The organism is Lysobacter sp. yr284 (assembly GCF_900107375.1).
Taxonomy (GTDB): Bacteria; Pseudomonadota; Gammaproteobacteria; order Xanthomonadales; family Xanthomonadaceae; genus Lysobacter.
Window position 1 is genome coordinate 1 of the sequence record NZ_FNPT01000045.1, and the last position, 2087, is coordinate 2087.

Sequence of the window (2087 nt, forward strand, 5' to 3'; positions counted from 1 at the left end):
ACGACCGATCCGACGCCTCCGGGCAACGTGACCGATACGGACACGGTGACCCCGGTCGCCGATCTGGCGGTGATCAAGACGGTCAATCCGGCCAACCCGCCGATCGGTTCGGTGGTGACGTTCACCATCAAGGTGAACAACCTGGTCGGCCCGTCCGCGGCCACCGGCGTCAGCGTCGCCGACCCGCTGCCGAATGGCTATGCATTCGAATCCGCGACGGCCACTGTCGGCGGTTACGCCAGCGGCGTGTGGACGGTAGGTACGCTCGCCGTCGGCGCCGAAGAGACGCTGACCATCAATGCGCGCGTGCTGGAAACCGGCACCTACGCCAACACCGCGATCGTGTCCGCTGCGACCGACGATCCGACCTCGAGCAACAACACCTCGACCGCGACGCCGGTGCCGGTGGCCAATCCGAGCCTGAGCCTGGTCAAGCCGCAACCGACCAATGCCGACAACGACGGCAGCGGCAGCGTGACCCTGGGCGATGTGCTGACTTACAAGATCACGGCCAAGAACACCGGCAACGTCACGCTGCACAATGTGGTGGTGAGCGATCCGCAGCTCACTCCGAACAGCATCACTTGCGTCACGCTCGCCATCGGCGCGGAATGCGTGCTGGAAGGCACGCACCAGGTCAGCCTGGTCGATGTCAATAACACCAAGATCGTCAATATCGCCGAGGTGCGCTCCGACGAAGTCACCACGCCGGTGACTGCGACCGCCACCACGACGGTGGTCAAGCGCCAGATCGTGGCGACCGGCGACAGCGGCGGCGTCGCCAGCGGCGCTGCCGGCGGAACGGCCGTGCCCAACGTGTTGGTCAACGACACCTTGAACGGCCAGCCGGCGACCACGGGCAATGTGACCATCAGCCAGGTCTCGAGCACCCATCCGAACATCAGCATCGATCCGGCGACGGGCGCGGTGAAGGTCGCGCCGGGTACGCCGACGGACAACTACACCTTGCGCTACCGGATCTGCGAGATCGCCGATCCGACCAACTGCACCGAAGCCGATGTGTCGGTGCAGGTGGGCGAAGCCCTGATCGATGCGGTGGACGACACCAGTGCGCCGGCCGTCAACGGCCGCGTCGGCGGCGTCGCTTATGCCGATGTGCGCGGCAACGACTTGCTCGATGGGGCGATCGTCGATCCCGCAGCGGTGACGCTGTCGCAGGTCTCGACCGGCCACGCGGGCGTGACCTTGAACACGTCGACCGGCGCGGTCAGCGTCGCAGCGGGCACGCCGGCGGGTACTTACACGCTGGTCTACAAGCTGTGCGAGGCGCTGAATCCGGGTAACTGCGACGACGCGAACGTGACGGTGAAGGTCGAGGCCGCGGCGATCGACGCGATCGACGACACCAATGCGCCGGCCGTCAACGGCCGCGTCGGTGGCGTCGCCTACGCCGACGTGCGCAGCAACGACACCTTGAACGGTCAGCCGGTGGCAGCGGCGGACGTGACGCTGGCTCAGGTCTCGACCGGCCACGCGGGCGTGACTTTGAACACTTCGACCGGCGCGGTGAACGTCGCAGCAGGTACGCCGGCGGGTACTTACACGCTGGTGTACAAGCTGTGCGAGGCGCTGAATCCGGGCAACTGCGACGACGCGAATGTGACGGTGAAGGTCGAGGCCGCGCTGATCGATGCGGTCGATGACACCAACGCTCCGGCCGTCAACGGCCGCGTCGGTGGCGTTGCCTACGCCGACGTGCGCAGCAACGACACCCTCAACGGCCAGCCGGTGGCGGCTGCGGACGTAACGCTGTCGCAGGTCTCGACCGGCCACGCGGGCGTGACCTTGAACACGTCGACCGGCGCGGTGAGCGTCGCGGCAGGTACGCCGGCGGGCACGTACACGCTGGTCTACAAGCTGTGCGAGGCATTGAACCCGAGCAATTGCGACGACGCCAACGTGACGGTGAAGGTCGAGGCCGCGCTGATCGACGCGGTCGACGACACCAACGCTCCGGCCGTCAACGGCCGCGTCGGTGGCGTCGCTTACGCCGACGTGCGCAGCAACGACACTCTCAACGGTCAGCCGGTGGCGGCTGCGGACGTGACGCTGGCTCAGGTCTCGAC

General features: G+C 67.0%; 1 protein-coding gene. It reads left to right on the forward strand.

Translation table 11 applies throughout. The annotated features are described in order from the left end of the window. On the forward strand, nt 1–2087 hold a 2087-nt coding region (locus BLV01_RS25050), incomplete at both ends, for a DUF11 domain-containing protein (RefSeq protein ID WP_139179225.1).